This window comes from Pseudomonas sp. ArH3a (genome assembly GCF_022648765.1).
Taxonomy (GTDB): domain Bacteria; phylum Pseudomonadota; class Gammaproteobacteria; order Pseudomonadales; family Pseudomonadaceae; genus Aquipseudomonas.
In genome coordinates, this window is record NZ_CP080330.1 from 5,471,046 (window position 1) to 5,493,204 (window position 22,159).

The following is a 22,159-nucleotide window of genomic DNA, read 5'->3' on the forward strand; positions in this document are numbered from 1 at the left end:
ACACACCATGAAAACCCTGACTGCTCTGTTCGCCGCTACCGCCCTGACCCTGACCGCCGGCCTGGCCCAGGCGGATGTTCGTCCGGATCACATTGAAGGCCTGCTCAAGTCCGGCGCCGTGATGCCTTTTGAGCAACTCAACACCAAAGCCGTCGCCACGCACCCCGGCGCCACCATCACCGACACCGAGCTGGACCACAAAAACGGTGTACTGGTTTACGAAGTTGACGTCACCGACACCGCTGGCAAACGCTTTGAAGTGAAGCTCGACGCCAAGACCGGCGCCGTGCTGGAAAACAAGCAAGACACCTGAGTTCCAGCGCCAAAAAAACCGCGCCACTGTTTAAGTGGCGCGGTTTTTTTATGCCTGCTCGAAACCAAGCGCTGGAAAAGTACCCAGCTAGTTAATGAAATTACACTTACAACGCGCAAGGTCGCTAGAATCCCACTCATTGGCCTGGGCGCTCCGCTCACCTCCTTGCGTAACGAGATCGCTGCATGGCGCAGAAAGCCGTCGACATCGCCACCATTGGCCGCATCAGTGCCGTACCCGCGATGCTCAAAGTCATCAGCGACATGACCGGCCTGCGCTTTGCCGCCGTGGCCCGGGTGACCGAGGACACTTGGACCGCCTGCGCCGTGTTCGACCAACTGGAGTTCGGCCTCGATGTCGGTGGCGAGCTGGACCTGACCACCACGATCTGCCACGAAGTTCGCGGCTCCCACGTGTCGGTCGTGATCGACAAGGCCAGTGAAGACCCGCTCTACCACGACCATCACACCCCGCGTATGTACCAGTTTGAAAGCTACATCTCGGTGCCGGTGTTCCGCACCGACGGGCGCTTGTTTGGCACCATCTGCGCCCTAGACCCTAACCCCGCAGAGCTGCGCAGCAGCACGATCCAGTCGACCATGGAGTCGTTTTCCCGGGTGCTGTCCTTGCAGATCGAAGCCGAAGAAGCCCTGCAAACCACCCAGGCGCAATTGCAGGAAGAGCGCGGCACGGCCGAGCTGCGCGAGCAGTTCATTGCGGTGCTTGGGCATGACTTGCGCAACCCACTGTTCGCCATCAACTTCGGTGCCGAGCGGTTGCTGCGCAAATACCCCAACCCGGCGACCGACCCGCTCGTGCGGCATATCCTTGCCAGCGGTCAGCGCGCTTCGCAACTGGTCGAGGATGTCTTGGATTTCGCCCGCGGGCGCATGGGTAACGGCATTCCGCTGAATATCAGCGATTGCCAGGGCCTGCAGGATGCGTTGCTGCATGTGGTGTCGGAGGTGCAAAGCGTGCACCCGCAGCGCGTGATTCATGCCCAGATCGGCAACCTTCAAGGGGTAAAAGGCGATCGCGATCGACTGGCACAGTTGCTGTCCAATCTGGTGGCCAACGCTGTCCACCACGGCAGCAAGGATGGCCCGGTGGAAGTCACGGCGCTGATTGAGCACGGCCACCTCAAACTGACGGTGAAAAACACCGGGCAGATCAGCGAACAAGCCTTGCCCCGGTTATTCCAACCCTACTCACGCCCGGTGACCAACACGCCCCAGGCCGGCCTTGGCCTGGGGTTGTATATCGTCAAGCAGATCGCCCAGGCTCACGGGGGTGAACTGAGCGTGTCCACTGATGAGCAGCACGGCACCGTGTTCAGCTTCAGCCTGCCGATAGGCTGATCAGGCGCCCAAACGCGCCGTCACTTCATTCAGCTCAGCCGACAAACCACGCAGGTTCTGGCTCGCCGCTTCAGTGCGCTGCACGTTGTCCATGTTCGCCGTGGCCACCGTGGTGATCTGGGTAATATTGCGCGAGATATCCTCGGCCACCGAGGTCTGCTCTTCCGCGGCCGTGGCGATCTGGCGATTCATGTCACGGATCGCCTCCACGGCCTGGGTGATGTGATTAAGCATGGCACCGGCCTGGGAAACTTTTTCCACGCTGTCATCACTGCAGGACTGGCCGCTGACAATCGCCTCGGCCGCATCCACCGCACCGGTTTGCACCGCGTGAATAATCTGGTTGATCTCGATGATCGACGCCGCCGTGCGTTGCGCCAGGCTGCGCACTTCATCGGCCACCACCGCAAAACCACGGCCCGCCTCACCCGCCCGCGCCGCTTCAATCGCGGCGTTGAGCGCGAGCAGGTTGGTCTGTTCGGCGATCCCACGGATCACCTCGAGCACCTTGCCGATGCGCACGCTGTCGGTTTCCAGGCGGCGGATGATGGTGCCGGTGTTGAGGATTTCATTGCGCATCTGGCCGATGGTGGCGATGGTGACCTTCATCACTTCCCCGCCTTCGCGGGCCGAATGATCCGCCTCGTCGGCGGCGCGCGAGGCACTGGCGGCGTGGCGGGCAACTTCTTGGGCAGTGGCGGACATCTCGGTCATGGCCGTGGCCACTTGGTCGGTGCGGTTGAATTGTTCGTGGGTGCCGTTTGCCATCTGCCCGGCAATCGAACTCAACTCGCCGCTGGCGCTGACCAGTTCGGTGGCGCTGCGCTGCAAGCGGCTGAAGGTTTCGGCGAGGAAGTCACGCAAGGTATTGGCGGCGGCCGCCAAGTGGCCCAGTTCATCCTGGCGGCGACTGGCGACGCGTTCGGCAAACCGGCCGTGACTCAGTTGCGTCACGTAGTCGATCAAGCCACGAATCGGCAGGATCAGGTTGCGGTTGATCAGCCACAAGCTGAACAGGCCGATCAACACACCCGACAGCAACATGATTGCCAACCCCACCATGACCGTGCGCTCGGCATAGGCGCTGATGGCTTGGGATTGCTGGCTGCCCTGCGCGCGCAAGTCACTGACCAGCGCGCTCATCTGGTCGCTGGTGGCGCGGTCCACACCTTTGACGGCGGTGTCGCCGACAGTCGGGTCGCCACCCGCCGCTACGTAGGCATCGCGCCCCTTTTGGTAAGCCATACCCAACTGCAGGTGTTCCTGGCGCAGGCTATCAATGCGCCGGCTCAGGCTTGGGTCGTCCTGGGTCTGGGTGACCAGCCGAGTGAGGATGCCCTGCACATCGCGTTGCCGGTCCTGGAACTGGCCCCAGTATTTCTCCATGTCCTGGGGCTGTTTGCCGCGTAGCAGGACGTTTTTCCACTCCTGCACTTGTACCTTGAATTGCAGGTTGGCTTCATCAATCAGTTGAGACGTGAGCAAGGGCCCTTCGATCAAACTGCGATAACTTTGCACGCCGTTAGAGAGGAAGTTGAAACAGGCCAGGGCGATCAACAAGATCGCAAGCAGACTGCCACCGAGCAGCGACAAAATTTGTGCTCTCAAGGAAGTACGCAAAATGTTCATGGGGAAAGCCTCAAAACAAGGAAAAAGGTGCAAGCACGCCATAACATCCCTGTCATCAAGGCTCAGCCCATTCGCAGCGGGCCTTGTGCTTGGAGTCGGCCGTGCTAGAGGCTTCTTTAAGGATTCCAGACCGACGGTCAATAAAATGTCATCTCCAGGAAATACATCATAACCCGTCACAAAATTGTCAAATTACCTTGCAATGATTCGCCCACGCGAACCTGTGAAACGTCCTACAGGCGCTTTCTCTGCGAGCCTCCATGAACCACAGCATCGACCACGGCCACCAGGATCCCGATCTGTTTGGCCTGCTTTACGGTTTCCGTTTTCGCCCTGGAGAAAAAGGCGAGCAGATTGATTCAGCCACCGCGCTGGCGGCTTTGCAGGCACCACAAGACCCGGAAGAATTCCTTTGGCTGCACCTGAACCTGGCTCACGCCGCGTGCGAGCGCTGGATGCAGACGCACCTGTCGTTGCCGGATGAGTTTTTTGAAGCGCTGCACGAAGGCTCACGCTCCACGCGTATCGAACACGTCGACTCGGCCTTGCTGGCGGTGGTCAACGACGTGGTGTTCAACTTCAGCAGCATGGTCTCCTCGGATATTTCCACGCTGTGGGTGTGCGCCCGCAGCCGCTTGCTGGTGAGTGCGCGCCTGCAACCGTTGCACTCGGTGGACAAATTGCGCTCGTCGGTGAAGGCCGGTGAACGCTTTCGCTCGCCACTGGAACTGCTGGTGCATTTGTTGCGCGACCAAGGCGAAGTGCTGACGCAGATCGTGCGTAAGACCAGCCTCAGCGTCGACCATATCGAAGACCAGTTGCTGTCTTCGCGCCTGTCCACCAACCGCGCCGAACTGGGTGCCGCGCGCCGAGTGCTGGTGCGTCTGCAACGCCTGCTGGCGCTCGAACCGGGCTCGTTGCTGCGCCTGCTCAATCGCCCGCCGCAGTGGCTGCAAAAAGAAGACGTGAAGGAGTTGCGCAAATCCACCGAGGAGTTTGCGCTGATCATCAACGACCTGACGGCCCTGGGTGAGCGCATCAAGTTGTTGCAGGAAGAGATCGCCGCCAACCTCAACGAGCAAAGCAACCGCACGCTGTTCACCCTCACGGTGGTGACGGTACTGGCATTGCCGATCAATATCATTGCCGGTTTTTTCGGCATGAACGTGGGGGGTGTGCCGCTCTCGACTGACCCGGAGGGGTTTTGGATTCTGGTGGCGTTGGTGGCGACGTTTACCTTGATTGCCGGGCGCTGGGCGTTTCGCAAACGCAAAGATTACTGACCTTGGAATGCAATCAAACTGTGGGAGCTGGCTTGTGTGGGAGCCGCCGAGCTTGCCCGCGATGCAGGCACCTCGGTCTTTCAGAGACGCCGCGGTGATGCTATCGCAGCATAGGTATCTACACATTTTTTTATGGGTTGAGTTCTTTGGTTGTCGTGGGGGGCGCTGGGTACATATCCGTTATTTGGGTAACGGCTGCTATGGGTTCCGCCCTTACGGCGGGTCACTTTTGGAAAAGAGCCCCAAAAGTAACCAAAAGGGCTCTTGCCCCACCACTCGGCACCTCGCCTAGGCTCGGTGTGCCCTCACTCCGGCTTTGGACCGGGGGCCGCCGCCATGGGCCATCCTTGGCCCATCGCGGCTAAACCGGCGTCCTGCCGGTTTACCCCCGCTCCAAAGCCTGCGTTCGGCCAGCGTGGTTTAACGGGGCGCCTAAGATCAAGATCAAGATCAAAAGCAAGAGCACGGCGGCCTAGTAGCCGACCTGAGTGGTTAGATCAAAAGCGAAGCCAAGGCGGCCTGACAGCCGACCTGATACTTGAAACTGAACTCAATCTAATGTGGGAGCTGGCTTGCCTGCGATGCAGACACCTCGGTCTATCAAGTACACCGAGTTGATGCCATCGCAGGCAAGCCAGCTCCCACAGAAAAGCAGAGCACTGCGGGGCTGGCAGCCGACTCGGTCAAAACTGTGGGAGCGGGCTTGCTCGCGAAGGCGGTGGGTCAGCCAGCTCATGTGTAACTGACTCACCGCCTTCGCGAGCAAGCCCGCTCCCACATTGGGATCTCAGTACATCTGGCAGAGAGTGCACTGCCTTGCTTTTGCTGTGCTTCTGCCCTGCTTTTGCTTCTACCACTCAGGTCGGCTACTAGGCCGCCGTGCTCTTGCTTTTGATCTTGATCTTAGGCGCCCCGTTAAACCACGATGGCCGAACGCAGGCTTGAATCCGTGGGTAACCCGGCAGGACGCCGGGTTAGCCGCGCTGGGCCAAGGATGGCCCATCGCGGCGGCCCACGGATTCAAGCCGAAGCAACCGTGTCGAAATTCAAGCCATTTCAGCGAAATGCTTTTGATCGCGCACCATCGCATTCAAGATCGTCAGCAGCTTTCTCATGCATGCAACCAGCGCTACTTTCTTCGTCTTTCCTGCAGCAAGCAGATGGTTGTAGAACCTCTCGATCACCGGGTTATGGCTCTTCGAGGACAAGACGGCCATGTAAAGCACACTTCGAACCTCAGCTCGACCACCCCATATCCGTCTACGCCCTTTGTAGAGGCCGCTATCGCAGTTAAAAGGCGCCACACCAACCAAGGCAGCCACTTGTTTGCGATTAACCTTGCCCAGCTCCGGAACCATCGCCAGCAGCGAAAGTGCGAGCACGTTGCCAACACCAGCGACCTCGCGTAGCAAATCATAATTGGCCTTCCAGACCGGGGAAGCCTTGATGGCTTCGTGCAAGTCATCGTCTGTGCTTTTAAGCCGCTTTTGAAGCCAGGTGATATGTGCCTTGATGTCTCTTCGAAGTGCCTTGAATACCGCCTGCTTCAACCGAGACTCCTCCGCCACGATCATGTCGATGAGTTGGCGGCGTCGAGTGAGTAGATCTGCCAGCTCACGAGTGTGTTCATCTGGCATCTCTCGAATCTCGGGTTTGACCGCCTGGGCAAACTCCGCAATCACCTGGGCATCCAGAGCATCGGTTTTAGCCAACCGACCGGTAGCTTTGGCGAAATCACGCACCTGGCGGGGGTTGACGACAACGACTGGCAGTCCCGCAGCGCAAAGCTCCGCAGCCGCAAGCCGCTCATATCCCCCAGTTGCTTCCAACACCACCAAAACCGGCTCCTGAGCCTTGAGATGTTTAGCTAAACGCTGGATATCTTCTTGAGTATTGAAAAACTGTTCGACTTGGCCAGTGGTGCTGACAAATGAGTCGAGCTTGTTTTTGGAAACATCAATTCCGACAAACGCAGAGTCATGGTCCATGGTGTTTTCCTCACGTCCAACCTTGCAGAATCGGGCTTCGCGCCCTGGCAACCGTTCGGACTAGTTTAGGAAGGAATCTGCTTCGACCCACGCTCACTCACGATCTCGAAATCCGAGGGCATAACGGTCTGAAGCAGATGAAAATCATCTTACAAGGGCATGCCGAGCCTAGGCGAGGCACCGAGTGGTGGGGCGAAGACCTTTTGCTTACTTTTGGGTCTTTCCAAAAGTGAGCCGCTGTAAGAGCGGAACCCTAAGCAGCCGTTACCGCAGCAACGGATATGTACTCACATCTACCTAAAAACCCCGCCAAAAACTTAGCGCAACACAAAAAGTTGCGTAGATACCCGTGGCCATCGCAGGCAAGCCCGCTCCCACATTGATTGCACTCTGACATTAGTTTTGCGGGGGTTTGTAGACCAGTGGCACACCCAATTCCCTAAACACTGACTTACCGCAGCATCTCTGTAACATTCTGCAATGATCATCAACAACATCCTCCTCACACTGGATGCTCCGGCATGGCCACCCCTTCCCTGACTGCCTCCACCACCGCCTCATACGCAGACCCCAAACCCCAGCTGGACAAGAAACCCGGCCTGGTGACGGTGATCATTTTCTTCGCCGTACTTGCCATGGGCCTGTTGTTCACCGCCTACAGCCTGATGCACGACATGCACGAACTGGGCACGGTGGTGACCACCTGGACGCCGTTCCTGCTGCTCGGCGTGGCGCTGTTGATCGCCCTGGGTTTCGAGTTCGTCAACGGCTTCCACGACACCGCCAACGCAGTGGCAACGGTGATCTACACCAACTCGCTGCCGCCGCATTTTGCGGTGGTGTGGTCGGGCTTTTTCAACTTCCTCGGCGTGCTGCTGTCCAGCGGTGCAGTAGCGTTCGGCATCATTGCCTTGCTGCCAGTCGAGCTGATTTTGCAGGTGGGTTCCTCAGCCGGTTTTGCGATGATCTTTGCCCTGCTGATCGCGGCGATCCTCTGGAACCTCGGCACCTGGTGGCTGGGCTTGCCGGCCTCGTCGTCGCACACCCTGATCGGCTCGATCATCGGCGTGGGCGTGGCGAATGCCTTGATGCATGGGCGTGACGGCACCAGCGGCGTGGATTGGAGCCAGGCGATCAAGATTGGGTATGCCTTGCTGCTCTCGCCGCTGATCGGCTTTGCCTTTGCCGCCTTGCTGTTGCTGGCCCTGCGCGCCTTTGTGAAAAACCGCTCGCTGTACAAAGCACCGAAGGGCGATACCCCGCCGCCTTGGTGGATTCGCGGCATGTTGATCGTCACCTGCACCGGCGTGTCGTTCGCCCACGGCTCCAACGATGGCCAGAAAGGCATGGGCCTGATCATGCTGATCCTGGTCGGCACCCTGCCGATGGCCTACGCACTGAACCGCACCATGCCCGCCGAGCAGTCCTTGCAGTTCGCGGCGGTGGCTGAAGTGACCCAGGTGGCGTTGATGAAAAGCGCGCCGCAAGCCTTGCCCGGCGACCCGCGGCCGATTCTTTCGACCTACGTGCGCACCAAGGAAGCCACCCCGGAACTGGTGCCAGCCCTCGCCGCCCTCGCCGGCCAGATCGGTGATGAAGTCAAAGGCTACGGCTCCCTGGCCAAAGTCCCCGCCGAAGCGGTCGGCAACGTGCGTAACGACATGTACCTGAGCAGCGAAACCATTCGCCTGATGGACAAGGGCAAGGTCGGCAACTTCGATGCCGACACCCAAGGCAAGCTGCAATTGTTCAAGCAACAGATCGACAATTCCACCCGCTTTATTCCACTGTGGGTGAAGATCGCCGTGGCCATCGCCCTCGGGCTGGGCACCATGGTCGGCTGGAAGCGCATCGTGGTGACGGTGGGCGAGAAGATTGGCAAGACACACCTGACGTATGCCCAAGGCGCCTCGGCCGAGACGGTGGCGATGCTGACGATTGGCGCAGCGGATATGTTCGGGTTACCGGTGTCGACCACCCATGTGCTGTCGTCGGGTGTGGCCGGGACCATGGTGGCGAATGGCGGTGGGTTGCAGATGAAGACCATCCGCAATCTGCTGATGGCCTGGGTGCTGACGTTGCCGGCGGCGATTCTGTTGTCGGGCAGTTTGTACTGGCTGTTCACCAAACTGTTCTGACACAACACAGATCAAACTGTGGGAGCTGGCTTGCCTGCTCCCACAGGGGTTTTAGGGTGTGTCAGGAAGTAAAGAGGCCAGCCATGGCCTTCAGCCGCTTCTTGTACACCCGCCGCGCCTCCAACGCCTCCTCCAGGCTGACCGCCACAAACCCCGCCCTTTGATTCGGCTGCATCTGCCCGATCAAATCCAGGTCCGCACTGATCACCGTGCCAATCATCGCGTAACCGCCGCCCGACACCGCATCCCTGTGCAACACAATCGGCTCCAACCCCGCCGGCACCTGAATCGAGCCAATCGGGTAGCAACTGTCGACGATGTTCGACGGATCCGACCCCGCGCCAAACGGTTGCTCGCGTGGCTGAAAGCTCAACGCACTGCCGCCCTTGAAGCGATAGCCGATACGGTCCGCCTCCGATCCCACCGTCCACGGCTCGGCAAAAAAGCTGGTTTTCGCGCCATCCGTCAGCCGGTCGTAATATAGCCCCGGTACCACGCGCAACGTCACGTCGCCGCCGACTGAGCGACGCAACGCCATCGGCAAACTATTGCCTGCGCACGCCTGCCCGCTGGCCTCGCCAATCGGCAGTTCATCGCCTTCCTGCAAGCGCCGCCCCTGAAACCCGCCGAGTGCGCCAAGGGTGTAGGTCGAGCGGCTGCCGAGCACCAGCGGCACATCAATGCCACCCGCCACCGCCAGGTACGTGCGCGCGCCCGCCTTGGGAAACTCAAAGCGCAACACCTGCCCGGCGCGCACTTGGAAGGCGGTGTCTTGGTGCACCACTTCGCCGTCCAGGCGCGGCGACATCAGTGCACCGCTGAGTGCCACCAACGCGTCCTGCTGAAACTGCAACTCGGGGCCAATCAACGTGCATTCCAAACCCGCCGCGCCGAGCGGATTGCCCACCAGATGGTTGGCCGCGCTCAATGCGTATTGGTCCAGCGCACCCGATGGCGGAATGCCCAGGTGGTAATAGCCTTCACGGCCAAGGTCCTGCACGGACGTGGCGAGGCCGGGTTTGAGCACCTTGATCATGCCAGCGCCTCCTGCAGGGTTTTCGGATAGCCGATGGGGTCGGCGAGAAAGGCATCGAGGGAAAATTCCACCGGGCGGATGCGCAGGTCGAAACGCCCGGCGTCCACCTCGGCAACCGCCAGGTCATAGGCGTCACGGTCCATGGGTTTGAACTGCACAATGTCGCCGGGGCGGAAGAACACCATGTGCTCCTTGAGGTACGCCAACTGCTGCGCCGGGTCGTAGATCGGCGCAGGGGTCACGCCGAACATCTGGTAACCACCGGCGCCGCGTACCGAGTAGATACAACCAAAACAGCCGCCATGGCCGAGGGTCAGTTTGGGCGTGTCGGTGCGCGGGCGCAGGTACTTGGGCACCTGCAATTGCCGCTCGCGCTCGACCATCTGGAACATGAACGGCAGGCCCGCGACAAAACCGACCATCGACACAAACCACGGCGCACCACTGTGAGCGGCGATAAACGCGTCCACATCGGCCAAACCGTTGATGCGCGCGGCGTACTCCAAGTCAGTGGCGCTGGGGTCTTGATGGCGGTCGCGAAAACGCATCAGCGTTTCATGGGTCCAGGGGTCGTTGTAGAGCACCGGGATTTCGATGATGCGCGTGTGCAAGGTGCGTTCGGCAACGGCCTGGGCTTCGGCGCTTTGCACGGCGTCGAGCAGCACATGCGGCGCGATGCGGTCGGGGTCGAAGCGGATCTGGAACGATGCATTGGCCAGGCACACGTCCAGCACACCGTCCAGCGCCAGTCGCTCCACGGCGCGGGTCACGGCCATGCCTTTGAAAAAAGCCTCCAGGGACATGCTGTCGCTGACCTCGGCAAACAGGTGTTCATCAGCGCCGAAGCTATAGCGGATGGGGGTCGTTTGAGCCATGTCTGTTCCTCTTGGAATCATTGTAGAAAGGCAGGCAAAAAGGGCTGTTTCAATCTTATTGGAGAGCTCTCTTATTGAAGAGCTCTGACTTCAATGCCCGCCTGGTCCAAGGCTTCGCGAGTGGCTTCCACCAGTTCCAGGGCGCCGGGGGTGTCACTGTGCAGGCAGATGGAATCGAATTCGATCATCAGGTCTTCGCCTTCCACGGTTCGCACCAACCCCGTCTGACAAGCACGCAGGACACGTGCCGCAACCGTTGCCGGGTCCAGCGCGCGCACAGTGCGGGTAAACACGATGGAGCCGCTCAGGTCGTACTCACGGTCGGCGTAAAACTCGCGCACCACCGGTTGCCCGAGTTCTTTGGCAACGCGCCAGATCACCGAGTTGGGCATGCAATACAGCAACAGCGTCGGCTCGATGAGTTGCAGATTTTGCACCAGCAATCGCGCGGCTTCTTCGTCACGGGCCAGGTGCATGTAGAGCGCGCCGTGGGGTTTGATGTGTTGCAGGGCCACGCCTTGAGCGCGGGCGATTTCGCGCAGGGCGCCGAGCTGGTAGAGCATGTCGTCCACCAGTTCCTGGGCCGGAGCGTTGATATGCCGACGGCCAAAACCCACCAGGTCGCGAAAGCCCGGATGCGCGCCGATAGCCACGCCCAGTTGCTTGGCACGCGCGACGGTGCGGCGCATGGTGCCGGGGTCGCCGGCGTGGAAGCCGGTAGCGATGTTGGCTGAGCTGATGTAGGCCATCAGTTCCGCGTCGACGCCATCGCCGATGGTCCAAGGGCCGAAGCCTTCGCCCATGTCTGAATTGAAATCCACTGCCTGCATTGGGGCTGCTCCGCCAAAGGGTGATGGCTGAAAGTAGGCTGACGCTTGACCCCTTGGGAAGATCTATTATCAGATGGGCCATCTTCTGAAAATCAGATACACACAGATTGTTCCTATGCTCCGCGTGGGAATGCCTCTTGTGACGCTCTGCGTCACGCATTGGGACGCAGAACGTCCCTGGGCTGCATTTCCACGCAGAGCGTGGGAACGATCTGTTATCGGAGTGTTGAATGTCATTGACCCTGCGCCAAGTCCGCTACTTCGTCGCCACCGCCGAGATCGGCCAGATTTCCCAGGCGGCGATTCACCTGAACATCTCCCAGTCGGCGGTGACCACGGCAATCAAGGAGCTGGAAGCGATGCTCGGCGTGCAGTTGTTCGTGCGCTCGGCCCAAGGCATGAACCTGACCGACGCCGGGCGGCATTTTCTCAACCGTGCCTATGTGATTGTGCGCAGCGTGGACGACGCGCTGAACAGCCCGCTGCCGGACTACCGCGCCAGCGGCGTGCTGCGGGTGGCGGCCAGTTACACGGTGCTCGGCTACTTCCTGCCTCATCACCTACAGCGCATGGAACACTGGCATCCGGACGTGACCATCGAGGTCTTCGAACAGGAGCGCCAGGCCATCGAACAGGGCCTGCTCGACGGCCAGTTCGACATGGCCGTGGTGCTCACCGCCAACCTCACTCACGCGGATATCGTCTCAGAAATCCTGTTCAATTCGGAGCGGCGCCTGTGGCTGCCCAGCCATCACCCGTTGTGCGAACGCGGCGCGGTGAGCCTGGCCGATGTGGCGCAGGAACCCTACATCCTGCTCACCGTCGATGAAGCCGAACACAGCGCCATGCGTTACTGGGAACAGGCCGGGCAAACGCCAGAGGTGCGGCTGCGCACCAGCTCAGTGGAGGCGGTGCGCAGCATGGTCGCCAATGGCAGCGGCGTAGCGATTCTGTCAGACCTGGTGCATCGGCCCTGGTCACTGGAAGGCAAGCGCATCGAAACCCTGACCGTGACCGACCCGGTAACGCCCATGAGCGTGGGCCTGGCCTGGCACCGCGAGCGTGCATTTACCCCGGCGATGCAGGCGTTTCGGGATTACTTCCACGACGCGTTCCTGGCGCCGCAGCAGTTGTCGGCGCGGCGTTAGAGCTGGGATTGCAACGTGGCGGCCAGCCACGCCATAAACACTCGCACCCGTTGTGGCAGATGCCGTTGCCCGGCATAGAGCAACGACACGTCCAACGCCGGCGCGGGGTAGTCGGGCAACACGGACACCAGCACACCACTGTCGAGCAAATCGCGAATCCCCAGGACCGGCACTTGAGTGATGCCGAAGCCACCCAGGCACGCCGACTTGTAGGCATCGGTGCTGTTGACCGTGACGCGCCCGGCCATCGGCACGCGGTGCACCTTGTTGCCCTGCTGGTATTCGAACCCCGCTGAACGTGAACCCAATGGCCGCACGTAGTGCACCAATTGGTGATGCGCCAGGTCGGCCAAGGTCTCGGGCATGCCATACCGCTGAACGTATTCGGCGCTGACACAGTTGATCATCGGCATGCTGCACAGCAACCGCGCCACCACCGACTGGTCGGGCTGCGCGCCGACGCGCAACACGCAGTCGAACCCTTCGGCAAGCAGGTCGACCTGGCGGTCGGTGGTGCTGATTTCCAGCTCGATCAACGGGTGTGCATGCATAAATTCGGGCAGGCGCGGCAGGATCAAGTCCCGCGCCATCACGTTGGGCATGTCCACGCGAATGCGCCCGCTGAGTTGCGCTTCATCCTGGCGAAACAAGCCTTCAAGTTCCTCCATGTGCGCGAGCACATCCTTGCTGCGCTCATACAGCACGCGCCCGTCCTGAGTGGCTTGCACCTTGCGCGTGGTGCGTTGCAGCAGGCGCGCGCCGAGCAGTTCTTCCAGCGCCTGCACATGCTCGGACACGGTGGAGCGCGGCAGGCCCAGGCTCTCGCCCGCCTGGGTGAAACTCGACAGTTCAGTGACCCGCACGAAGGTGCGCAACAGCTCCAGCTTGTTCATGGGATTGTTCGCCTTATCCGGCCAGTGATTCCGATATCACCCTGTTTATCACGTAACAGCCGGACAAATACACTCAGTCCCACATCAACGCCGAGGACTGCACCATGACCCGTAAAATCGCACTGATCACTGGCGCCAGCCGCGGCCTGGGCAAAAGCGCCGCGCTGCACCTGGCCGCACAAGGCGTCGACATCATCGGCACTTACCACAGCGCTGCGGGCGAAGCCCAAGCGGTGGTGGAACAGGTTGAAGCCTTGGGTGGCCGCGCCACCATGCTGCAACTGGATGTCAGTCAGAGCGGCAGCTTCAATGCTTTCGTCGGCCAAGTCGCCACGCTGCTCAAGGGTGTTTTCGCACAGGATCACTTCAACTTTCTGATCAACAACGCCGGTATCGGTACCCACGCCAGCTTTGCCGACACCACCGAAGAACAGTTCGACCGCCTGGTGGCCATCCACTTCAAGGCGCCGTTTTTCCTGACCCAGAAGCTGCTGCCGTTGATCAGCGATGGCGGGCGCATCATCAATATTTCCAGCGGCCTGGCGCGGTTCAGCCTGCCGGGCTATTCGGCGTATGCCTCGATGAAAGGCGCAGTAGAAGTGCTGTCGCGCTACCAGGCCAAAGAGCTGGGCCCGCGCGGGATTACCGTAAACACACTGGCACCCGGCGCGATTGCCACCGACTTCAGCGGCGGCGCGGTGCGCGACAACCCGGATGTGAATGCGATGGTCGCACACAACACCGCCTTGGGCCGTGCCGGCCTGCCGGACGATATTGGCGGGGCGATTTCGACCTTGCTGGCCGATGGCAGTCACTGGATCACCGGGCAGCGCATCGAAGCCTCGGGCGGCATGTTTCTGTAGGCATTCTGCGCTGGCATCAATGCCTACAGACTACTGACAGGCAATCACCGATGAGTGTTGATCCCGGTGTGGCCGGCGGCATGGGAGTGTTAGCCGCCGTGGTCGACAGCGGCAGTTTTGCCCGCCGCCAAGGTGCGGGCGTTTCTGGATTTTGTCGCGTCCCTCAAGCTTGGCTGACCAGGCGACGTTGTACGAACTTGTCCCGCAGCACGTCGTAGCCCCAGTGATACACATAGGTGTACGGCAGGAAGAACAGCAGCACGCCGATGTCGAGGATGAACGCCTGCATCAGGCTGATATTCAGCCACGCCGCGATCAACGGTACGCACACCAGAATCAGGCCGCTTTCGAACATCAGCGCGTGCAGCACTCGGGTCCAGCCATTGTTGGCCAGTTTCCAGCGCGCCTTCAGGCGGTCGAACAAGCCGTTGAAGATCACGTTCCAGGTCAACGCCATCAGGCTGATCGCCAGGGCGACCATGCCCATTTCCAGGGCGGGCTTATCCATGATCCACGCCAGCAACGGGGTGCAGATCAACAACGCCAGCACCTCAAAACCAATGGCCTGGCAAACACGTTCAGTAATCGACTTGGTAGGGTTCATAACACAGCTCCGTGAGTGACGATGGTTGCCATCATTACCCCCTTGATCGATACTTCATAACCAATAACCATCGACAAGGGCGATACTCATGGCCTCTAACGAAGTGCTGCAGGCATTTGTCCAGGCGGCCACACAGGGCTCGTTTTCCGCAGCGGCGCGCAAGCTGGGCAAGAGCCAGTCCACCGTCAGCGCGGCGGTGGCCAGCCTTGAGATTGACTTGGATGTGGTGCTGTTTGACCGCAGCAGCCGCAAGCCGACGCTCACCCCGGCTGGCCACGTATTGCTGCAACGCGCCGAACAGGTGCTGGAAGCCAGCAGCCGACTGGAGTTGGCGGCGAACCAGTTGGCCCAAGGGTTGGAACCCAAGCTGAGTATCGCCATGTCCGATACTTACCAATCTGAACGTTTCGAACTCGTGCTCAAAGCCTTTGAACAACGCTACCCGGACCTGGAACTGGAGTGGTTGATCGCCGAGTGCGAAGACCTGATCGCCTTGGTGCAAAGTGGCCGGACGCAGATTGCCTTGATTGAAGCCCAGGAGGTGTATCCGCCCGACCTGACCCGCGCGCCCGTGGCGGAACGCGCGGAGATGGCCCTGTTCGTGGCCCCCACGCATCCATTGGCCAGCCTGCAACACATCGACCAGCCCACCTTGCAGCAGCACCGCGAATTACGTCTGGCGAGCATCATCAGCCCGAATGAAACGCGCCCCACCGGCCGCGTGTGGTCGGCGCCGAGTTTTCTGATGCTGATGGAGATGGCCCAACTCGGTTTCGGCTGGGCGGCGCTGCCGCGCTGGTTGGTGGAGCGCTTTGGCAATGCCGAGCTGGTTGAACTCAACGTACGCAGCTGGCCACGCTCGGTGGCGGTGGATGCGCTGTGGTCACGCCAGCACCCGCCGGGGCCAGCGGGGAGTTGGATGTTGGGGCAGATGTTGGAGTGATAAACACGCCCTTTCTGCCAATTTGGCAATAGAGACACAAACCTGTGGGAGCAGGCTTGCCTGCGATGGCGGTGGTTCAGCTTGCATCTCTGCTAACTGACGCACCGCTATCGCAGGCAAGCCAGCTCCCACAGTTGATCTTCACGGTTTGGGGGATTTGAGTTCGGCCAGGCGGCGCTCTATGAAGCGTTTTTCGGGGGCTTGCTGCGTGAGTGACAGGGCTTTTTCGTAGGCCGCCCTGGCCTCTTCGATACGCCCCAACTGCCGACAAAACTCCCCGCGCGCCGAGTGAGCCAGGTGGTAATCCTGCAACTCACCTCGCTGCAAAATACCTTCCACTACCTGCAACCCCGCTAACGGCCCATCACGCATCGCCACCGCCACGGCGCGGTTTAACTCGATCACTGGCGACGGCACTTCCCTGAGCAACACATCATAAAGCCCGACAATCTGCAGCCAGTCCGTCTTCCCGGCGCTCGGCGCTTCGGCATGCACCGCCGCAATCGCCGCCTGCAGGCAATACGGTCCAAAACGCCGTGTTCTCAACGCCTGTTCCACCAGCGCGCAGCCTTCAGCAATCAAGGACGCGTCCCACAACTTACGGTCCTGTTCATCCAGCAGCACCAACTCGCCGCTGGCCGAGGTGCGTGCGGATCGGCGCGACTCGTGGAGCAGCATCAACGCCAGCAGGCCCATGACTTCCGGCTCCGGCAGCAACTCCATCAGCAGGCGCCCTAGCCGAATCGCTTCGCGAGTCAAATCCTCACGGGTAAGGTCCGCGCCCATGGACGCCGAATAGCCCTCGTTGAACACCAGGTAAACCACGCGCAACACACTCTCTAAGCGCTCGGGCAGCGCGTCGAGGGACGGCACTTGATAAGGAATGTTTGCCTCACGGATCTTGCCCTTCGCGCGCACGATGCGCTGGGCGATGGTGGTGGGTGTGACGAGAAAGGCGCGGGCGATTTCTTCGGTAGTGAGGTCGCAGATCTCACGCAAAGTCAGCGCCGCCTGGGCATCGGGCGCCAGCGCCGGGTGGCAACAGGTGAAGATCAGGCGCAGGCGGTCGTCTTCCACGTCTTCCTCACTCCACTGCGCCGCTTCCAGCGCGTCGGCTTGCTCCTGCAATAACGGCGTGAAGCGCGCTTGGCGGCGCAGGCGGTCGATGGCTTTGAAGCGGCCGGTCGAGACCAGCCAGGCGCGTGGATTGCTCGGCACGCCATCTTGCTGCCAGCGTTCGACCGCGACAAAGAAGGCCTCGTGCAAGGCGTCTTCGGCGAGGTCGAAATCGCCGAGCAGGCGGATCAGCGTGGCGAGCACGCGCCGTGATTCGCTGCGGTAAATCGCCTCGATTTGAGGCGTCAATCGGGCATGCCTTGGGTCACCAGCGTCACTAGGCGGTCCAGGCTCTGGCCCCAGCCGTCATAAAAGCCCATGGCTTCATGGGCCTGCTTGTCGGCTTCGCTCCAGTGCATGGCGCGGGCGGTGTAGAGGGTTTTGCCGTCGCGCTCTTCGAAAGTGACTTTGGCGGTCATGAACGGCTTGCCCGACGGAATCCAGCCTGGCGAGTACGCATCGGTAAACACCAGCCGGCTCGGCGCCTCGATCTCCAGGAACACGCCTTGGGTCGGGTATTCGGCGCCATCGGGCGCGCGCATCAGGGTGCGAAACAGGCCACCGACCCACAGGTTCATTTCGCACTCGGGGGTGGTCATGCCGTGCGGGCCCCACCATTGTTGCAACAAAGCAGGCTCGGTCCAGGCGCGAAACACGCGGTTGCGCGGGGCGTCGATCAAGCGGCTGATGCACAGTTCAAATTCGGCAGGTTGCGTTGTCATGGGGTAAACCTCCTGAAGCCTTTTGGTTGTTGTGTTCAGAGATTCAATTCACGCACGGGGCGTACTTCCACACTGCCAACCCTTGCTGCCGGAATGCCAACGGCCACCTGGATCGCTTCGTTCAAGTCCTTGGCCTCGATCAGGTAAAACCCGGCGAGCTGCTCCTTGGTTTCGGCCAACGGTCCGTCGGTAATCGACAGCTTGCCATTGCGCACGCGCACGGTGGTGGCGCTGCTCACCGACTCCAGCGGCTCGGCGGCGAGCATGCGCCCGCTGGCCTGGATCGCCTCGGCATAGGCGAAACACTCAGGGTCCTCCGGGCTGTCCGGCGAGGTGTGCAGCACCTGTTCGTTGCTGTAGATCAAGCAGAGGTATTTCATGTGCGTCTCCGTTTTCGGACTACTGACTATAGTTCGTGGCGGTCAGGGTTTCAGGTCGAACAGCGCCGTGCCGCTCGCCATATCGAAAGGCGCCGACCAGTGTTCATGCACCACGCGCCATTGGCCGTTGATCCGCTGATAGCCGGCGGTTACGCGCATCCAGCAGGCCTTCACCACGCCGTCCGGCCCGGCACCGCCGCAATGGGCCAGCCAGTGGGCAAACGCACTGTCTGGCGCCTCGACGATATGCAGGTCATGAAACTCGAAAATGCCGGGGCCGGGGCAATGCTTCATGCAGTCTTCCCAGTGTGCACGGTAGGCGGCCTTGCCCTTGAATTGCAGCGCGGTGACGGCGTCGAACGAGAGGATATCGTCGGCGTAAAAGCTGACAATTTTGTCGATATCCCGGTCAAGAACAGCTTGCTTCCATTGCTCGATCAGGGTGTTGATTACGGTACTCATAGCGATACTCCTGAGGGTTGGAAAATCACGAAGAACACCCTTAGTCGAATGGCTTTGGGGTAAATAGACATCCTGTTTAAAAATAATTTCGCCCTGCGCAAACCCGATAGAATCCACACCTCTTTGTAGGATTTCGGATGCACCCCTGATGGAAACTCGCCTCGTCCCCTATGAGACGCTGAGCCTTGTGCAAAAACAGCAGCTCGACACGCTGCAAGTGCACCCCGAGCAACTGGTGTTTTCCGGCGATATCTACTGCGCGCTGAACAGCCTGCTGGTCAATCCCAACCCCGGCGCTATCAAAGGTTTCGCCCTGCTCGCCGACGAACAGCCCGTGGCCTTCCTGCTGCTCAAACGCCCGCCTTGCCTGCCCCATTGGGCCGATGAACACAGTGCGACGCTGCATGCGTTTCAGGTTGATCGGCATCAGCAGGGGCGTGGCTTTGGCAAGGCATGCTTGCAAGCGCTGCCGGCGGTGGCGCTGCAGGCCTGGCCGCAGATCAAGGGGTTAGAGTTGTCGGTGGACACCGATAATGGGGCGGCGATGGGCTTGTATTTGGGCGCCGGATGGGTGGACAGCGGGGAGGCGTATAAGGGGCGGGTTGGGTATGAGCGCCGGCTGGCGTTGGTGTTTTGAACGATAAGGAGGTGGTGAATATGCTGACAACCCTAGAACAACTTGAAACCCTCTACGGCCTCCCCCACGAGCGGGCGGTGCGCAAGGAAATCGCGTTTCTCAACGAGGATTACCAGGCCATGGTGCGGGCGTCGCCGCTGGTGGTGGTGAGTTCATCCGGGCCGGACGGCATTGATGGTTCGCCGCGCGGCGATGTGCCGGGGTTTGTGCGAATTGTGGATGAGCGCACGTTGGCGATTCCGGACCGGCCGGGAAACAACCGCCTCGATACCCTGCGTAATCTGCTGCAGGACCCGCGGATTGCATTGCTGTTCATCATCCCGGGTATTGGCGAGACGTTGCGCGTGAATGGCCGGGCGCAAATTTCCATCGAGCCCGACCTGCTGGAGAGTTTTGCGGTGAATGGCAAACCGGCGCGCTCGGTGATCCTGGTGCAGGTGCACGCTGCGTATTTCCACTGCTCCAAAGCCTTTGTACGCTCAGACTGCTGGAACCCCGAGAAGCATCTGGACCGCTCGGCATTGCCGTCGGCCGGGGCGTTTCACAAGCGGCTCAATGATGGGCAGTTTGACGCCGATGCGTATGACCGTGAGATGCCAGAGCGAGTCAAAAGCACGTTGTATTGAGCCCATTGCAGGCGCCGGCTGGCCGGCGCTTGCAAGGCGGCAGTCAGCCTCGTTCCCCGATCGGCAACCAGATTTCCACGGTCCCCGTACCTTTGCGCACATCAAAATCGGCACTGTAGCGCTCGAAATCCGCCCCCATCACCTTGTAGCCCGAGTGCGGCAGCCATTCGAACATGATGCGCTCGTACGTTTGCTCAAGTGCCTGTACCGGCCCGTAATGCGGGAACACGGCGTAGTTGAGCGGCGGAATTTCGATGCACTCGAAGTTGCCCGGCACGTCGCCCCGGGTGGGGACTTCAGCACCGGCCATATAGTCAAATTCGGCATTTTTGGGGTTATGGCAAACGCCATACGTCACGCCGCCGACGCGCTGCTTGATGTCCTTGATGCAGGTGTCGAACAACTCCCACAGCTTGGGGATATCACCCACGGTGGCCTTCGAATAACGCCCTTGGACGCCTGCGATCACCAGGGCTTTACCGGCTTCCATGCGTGGCTCTAACGGTTGTTTTGTCTGCTGATCCATCTGAACAGTCTCCTTCTTATGAGGGAACAAACCCGCATCGAGTATAGGGGCATATCCGTGCGGTGCCTCAAGCAGAAATTTTTCCCGCGACATCTGGACAACTGGCCATCATCGACCGTATTGTCTGCCCCGCAGGCCACCGCAGTGGCCGACGTCGCTCGGACGGTTCCGGGCGCTTACGTACCTCGAGGCAACAATGGCAGACCAAGGTTCGCCGCGCCGCTTTGCGCGCATAGATCGACTCCCCCCTTATGTTTTTAATATCACTGCTGAGCTGAAGATGGCTGCGCGTCGGCGCGGCGAAGACATCATCGACTTGAGCATGGGTAACCCAGACGGCGCCACGCCTCCACACATCGTGGAAAAAATGGTCACCGTCGCCCAGCGTGAAGACACCCACGGCTACTCCACCTCCAAAGGCATTCCGCGCCTGCGTCGGGCCATTTCGCGCTGGTACAAAGACCGCTACGCAGTGGACATCGACCCGGAAACCGAGGCCATCGTGACCATCGGTTCCAAGGAAGGCCTGGCGCATCTGATGCTGGCTACCCTGGACCAAGGCGACACCGTGCTGGTGCCCAACCCGAGCTACCCGATTCATATCTACGGCGCCGTGATTGCCGGCGCCCAGGTGCGCTCGGTACCGCTGGTGCCGGGTGTGGACTTCTTCGCCGAGCTGGAACGGGCGATTCGTGGCTCGATCCCCAAGCCAAAGATGATGATTCTGGGCTTCCCGTCCAACCCGACCGCGCAGTGCGTGGAGCTGGATTTCTTCGAACGGGTGATTGCACTGGCCAAACAGTACGACGTACTGGTGGTGCACGATTTGGCCTACGCCGACATCGTCTACGACGGCTGGAAAGCCCCGTCGATCATGCAAGTGCCCGGCGCCAAGGACATTGCGGTGGAGTTTTTCACCCTGTCCAAGAGCTACAACATGGCTGGCTGGCGCATTGGTTTTATGGTCGGCAACCCGGAACTGGTCAACGCCCTGGCGCGCATTAAGAGTTACCACGACTACGGCACCTTCACCCCGCTGCAAGTGGCGGCCATTGCGGCGCTGGAAGGCGATCAGCAATGCGTGAAAGACATCGCCGAGCAGTACCGCCAGCGCCGCAACGTACTGGTTAAGGGCTTGCATGAGCTGGGCTGGATGGTCGAGAACCCGAAGGCGTCGATGTACGTCTGGGCGAAAATTCCCGAGGCGTATGCCGCCATGGGCTCGTTGGAATTTGCCAAGAAACTGCTGTTGGAAGCGAAGGTGTGCGTGTCCCCGGGGATTGGCTTTGGTGAGTATGGGGATGATCACGTGCGCTTTGCGCTGATCGAGAACCAGGACCGGATTCGCCAGGCGATACGCGGTATTCGCGGGATGTTTCGGGCGGATGGCTTAGTTCGCAAAACCGAGGCCTGAGGTTGGCAGGAGCGATCTGATTCGCTCCTGCCTCAGGGGTCAATAGCGGGGGCTATTGATCAATCATAAATACCTTGAACGTTGAAACTGACTTTGTATTCAGAGACCGGGATGGTATCGCCTTTCTGTACGCCCTTAATTGTCACCACCCCCTTTACAGAATTGACGAGATTACCAGGTGGCTTAATCATCTGCGCGTCAACCAGGAATTGACCACTCCACGTCCCGCTCTTGTTGACTATAAAAGGGCCGCCAATCTCCTTGCCAGCGTCGTCGTAAATCCAAACGCGAGGAAGCGGCTCGCCCTTGCCCGTTCCGCTTTCATCCCTCGGCTCACCGTACCCACCGACATCATGCCAACCTCAAGACTTGTAA

Annotated in this window: 22 protein-coding genes; 10 read left to right on the forward strand and 12 right to left on the reverse strand. The window is 60.3% G+C overall.

The window, feature by feature from the left end; genetic code table 11:
• The first annotated feature begins 7 nt into the window (after positions 1-7).
• Together K0P33_RS25105 and K0P33_RS25110 are read left to right on the forward strand one after the other, a co-directional pair.
• Positions 8-313 carry a PepSY domain-containing protein gene (locus K0P33_RS25105; RefSeq protein ID WP_094953035.1) on the forward strand — a complete coding sequence of 102 codons (306 nt, stop codon included), beginning with the start codon at positions 8-10 and terminating at the stop codon, positions 311-313.
• 185 nt (positions 314-498) lie between these two features.
• Positions 499-1,671 carry a GAF domain-containing sensor histidine kinase gene (locus K0P33_RS25110; RefSeq protein ID WP_242152160.1) on the forward strand — a complete coding sequence of 391 codons (1,173 nt, stop codon included), beginning with the start codon at positions 499-501 and terminating at the stop codon, positions 1,669-1,671.
• On the opposite strand, the gene K0P33_RS25115 is transcribed toward K0P33_RS25110, so the two are convergent.
• Positions 1,672-3,300, reverse strand: coding sequence for a methyl-accepting chemotaxis protein (locus K0P33_RS25115; RefSeq protein ID WP_242152163.1), 1,629 nt, complete (start codon positions 3,298-3,300; stop codon positions 1,672-1,674).
• 260 nt (positions 3,301-3,560) lie between these two features.
• On the opposite strand from K0P33_RS25115, the gene K0P33_RS25120 reads away from it, so the two are divergent.
• Complete coding sequence (locus K0P33_RS25120) at positions 3,561-4,583, forward strand: transporter (RefSeq protein WP_094953032.1); 1,023 nt, start codon at positions 3,561-3,563, stop codon at positions 4,581-4,583.
• 1,046 nt (positions 4,584-5,629) lie between these two features.
• On the opposite strand, the gene K0P33_RS25125 is transcribed toward K0P33_RS25120, so the two are convergent.
• The gene (locus K0P33_RS25125) at positions 5,630-6,571 is read right to left on the reverse strand and encodes an IS110 family transposase (protein ID WP_094953916.1); all 942 of its coding nucleotides are present in this window, start codon (positions 6,569-6,571) and stop codon (positions 5,630-5,632) included.
• 521 nt (positions 6,572-7,092) lie between these two features.
• Between K0P33_RS25125 and K0P33_RS25130 the strand changes: the two genes are divergently transcribed.
• Positions 7,093-8,709 carry an inorganic phosphate transporter gene (locus K0P33_RS25130; RefSeq protein ID WP_094953685.1) on the forward strand — a complete coding sequence of 539 codons (1,617 nt, stop codon included), beginning with the start codon at positions 7,093-7,095 and terminating at the stop codon, positions 8,707-8,709.
• Positions 8,710-8,770: 61 nt separating this feature from the next.
• Here K0P33_RS25130 and K0P33_RS25135 read toward each other — a convergent pair whose 3' ends face one another.
• The 3 genes from K0P33_RS25135 to K0P33_RS25145 form a co-directional block, all read right to left on the reverse strand.
• Positions 8,771-9,745: a biotin-dependent carboxyltransferase family protein gene (locus tag K0P33_RS25135; RefSeq protein ID WP_094953684.1), complete on the reverse strand. Its 975-nt coding sequence runs from the start codon at positions 9,743-9,745 to the stop codon at positions 8,771-8,773.
• A complete protein-coding gene (locus K0P33_RS25140) occupies positions 9,742-10,620 on the reverse strand; it encodes an allophanate hydrolase subunit 1 (RefSeq protein WP_094953683.1) in 879 nt (292 codons plus the stop codon). Before K0P33_RS25140 ends, K0P33_RS25135 begins: the two co-directional genes overlap by 4 nt.
• A gap of 71 nt (positions 10,621-10,691) precedes the next feature.
• The gene (locus tag K0P33_RS25145) at positions 10,692-11,450 is read right to left on the reverse strand and encodes a 5-oxoprolinase subunit PxpA (RefSeq protein WP_094953682.1); all 759 of its coding nucleotides are present in this window, start codon (positions 11,448-11,450) and stop codon (positions 10,692-10,694) included.
• A gap of 230 nt (positions 11,451-11,680) precedes the next feature.
• Here K0P33_RS25145 and K0P33_RS25150 point away from each other — a divergent pair, with 230 nt between their 5' ends.
• Positions 11,681-12,598, forward strand: coding sequence for a LysR family transcriptional regulator (locus K0P33_RS25150; protein WP_242152165.1), 918 nt, complete (start codon positions 11,681-11,683; stop codon positions 12,596-12,598).
• Here K0P33_RS25150 and K0P33_RS25155 read toward each other — a convergent pair.
• Complete coding sequence (locus tag K0P33_RS25155) at positions 12,595-13,491, reverse strand: LysR family transcriptional regulator (RefSeq protein ID WP_094953680.1); 897 nt, start codon at positions 13,489-13,491, stop codon at positions 12,595-12,597. The two genes, K0P33_RS25150 and K0P33_RS25155, sit on opposite strands and share 4 nt — an antisense overlap.
• A 104-nt stretch (positions 13,492-13,595) precedes the next feature.
• Here K0P33_RS25155 and K0P33_RS25160 point away from each other — a divergent pair, with 104 nt between their 5' ends.
• Positions 13,596-14,354 (forward strand): SDR family oxidoreductase, encoded by a 759-nt coding sequence (locus K0P33_RS25160; RefSeq protein ID WP_094953679.1) that lies wholly within the window; start codon positions 13,596-13,598, stop codon positions 14,352-14,354.
• A gap of 163 nt (positions 14,355-14,517) precedes the next feature.
• On the opposite strand, the gene K0P33_RS25165 is transcribed toward K0P33_RS25160, so the two are convergent.
• On the reverse strand, positions 14,518-14,958 hold the full coding sequence (locus tag K0P33_RS25165; protein ID WP_094953678.1) for a multidrug/biocide efflux PACE transporter: 441 nt from the start codon (positions 14,956-14,958) through the stop codon (positions 14,518-14,520).
• An 88-nt stretch (positions 14,959-15,046) separates the two neighbouring features.
• Between K0P33_RS25165 and K0P33_RS25170 the strand changes: the two genes are divergently transcribed.
• Positions 15,047-15,901, forward strand: coding sequence for a LysR family transcriptional regulator (locus K0P33_RS25170; RefSeq protein ID WP_242152168.1), 855 nt, complete (start codon positions 15,047-15,049; stop codon positions 15,899-15,901).
• A 141-nt stretch (positions 15,902-16,042) separates the two neighbouring features.
• Here the strand turns inward: K0P33_RS25170 and K0P33_RS25175 are convergent, their stop codons facing one another.
• The 4 genes from K0P33_RS25175 to K0P33_RS25190 are packed head-to-tail and all read right to left on the reverse strand — an operon-like array spanning position 16,043 to position 18,581.
• Positions 16,043-17,266, reverse strand: coding sequence for an RNA polymerase sigma factor (locus tag K0P33_RS25175; RefSeq protein WP_094952564.1), 1,224 nt, complete (start codon positions 17,264-17,266; stop codon positions 16,043-16,045).
• Positions 17,263-17,739: an SRPBCC family protein gene (locus tag K0P33_RS25180; protein ID WP_242152171.1), complete on the reverse strand. Its 477-nt coding sequence runs from the start codon at positions 17,737-17,739 to the stop codon at positions 17,263-17,265. Before K0P33_RS25180 ends, K0P33_RS25175 begins: the two co-directional genes overlap by 4 nt.
• Before the next feature lie 35 nt (positions 17,740-17,774).
• Positions 17,775-18,119, reverse strand: coding sequence for a YciI family protein (locus tag K0P33_RS25185; RefSeq protein ID WP_242152174.1), 345 nt, complete (start codon positions 18,117-18,119; stop codon positions 17,775-17,777).
• Between the two features lie 42 nt (positions 18,120-18,161).
• The gene (locus tag K0P33_RS25190) at positions 18,162-18,581 is read right to left on the reverse strand and encodes a nuclear transport factor 2 family protein (RefSeq protein ID WP_094952567.1); all 420 of its coding nucleotides are present in this window, start codon (positions 18,579-18,581) and stop codon (positions 18,162-18,164) included.
• Positions 18,582-18,729: 148 nt separating this feature from the next.
• Between K0P33_RS25190 and K0P33_RS25195 the strand changes: the two genes are divergently transcribed.
• Positions 18,730-19,218 carry a GNAT family N-acetyltransferase gene (locus K0P33_RS25195; protein WP_242152177.1) on the forward strand — a complete coding sequence of 163 codons (489 nt, stop codon included), beginning with the start codon at positions 18,730-18,732 and terminating at the stop codon, positions 19,216-19,218.
• 20 nt (positions 19,219-19,238) lie between these two features.
• Positions 19,239-19,844, forward strand: a complete 606-nt coding sequence (locus K0P33_RS25200) for a pyridoxamine 5'-phosphate oxidase family protein (protein ID WP_094952569.1) — start codon at positions 19,239-19,241, stop codon at positions 19,842-19,844.
• A 43-nt stretch (positions 19,845-19,887) separates the two neighbouring features.
• Here the strand turns inward: K0P33_RS25200 and K0P33_RS25205 are convergent, their stop codons facing one another.
• On the reverse strand, positions 19,888-20,370 hold the full coding sequence (locus tag K0P33_RS25205; RefSeq protein ID WP_094952570.1) for a GyrI-like domain-containing protein: 483 nt from the start codon (positions 20,368-20,370) through the stop codon (positions 19,888-19,890).
• A 196-nt stretch (positions 20,371-20,566) separates the two neighbouring features.
• Here K0P33_RS25205 and alaC point away from each other — a divergent pair, with 196 nt between their 5' ends.
• Positions 20,567-21,784 carry an alanine transaminase gene (gene alaC / locus K0P33_RS25210; protein WP_094952571.1) on the forward strand — a complete coding sequence of 406 codons (1,218 nt, stop codon included), beginning with the start codon at positions 20,567-20,569 and terminating at the stop codon, positions 21,782-21,784.
• Positions 21,785-22,159: the final 375 nt, after the last annotated feature.